The sequence below is a fragment of the Priestia sp. SIMBA_032 genome (genome assembly GCF_046535215.1).
GTDB classification, from domain to species: domain Bacteria; phylum Bacillota; class Bacilli; order Bacillales; family Bacillaceae_H; genus Priestia; species Priestia aryabhattai.
This window is the reverse complement of the sequence record NZ_JAWRXD010001406.1, coordinates 1-242: the sequence shown is the minus strand read 5'-3', so window position 1 is coordinate 242 and position 242 is coordinate 1. Positions and strand designations below refer to the sequence as shown.

Genomic DNA, 242 nt, shown 5'->3' with positions numbered 1-242 from the left:
GAGTAATGGTTTCGCTTGATTTATAGAGTGTACAAGAATGATGATCTAATACTAAATCACCCATATGAATTTGCTTCTCCTTACCTTCTACAGCCTTATCATTAAATTCATAGGACCTTCTAAGGTGAGCTTGAACTCTAGCTATAATTTCTAAAGCACTAAATGGCTTTGTAATGAAGTCATCTGCTCCAATCCCTAAACCTATAATTTTATCTACTTCTTGAGATTTGGCTGACAATATA

At 33.9% G+C, this 242-nt stretch carries 1 protein-coding gene; it reads right to left on the bottom strand.

The genetic code is table 11. From position 1 onward, the window contains the following. The coding region (locus SB717_RS38940) for a response regulator (RefSeq protein ID WP_486360823.1) at positions 1–242 on the bottom strand (242 nt) is incomplete at both ends.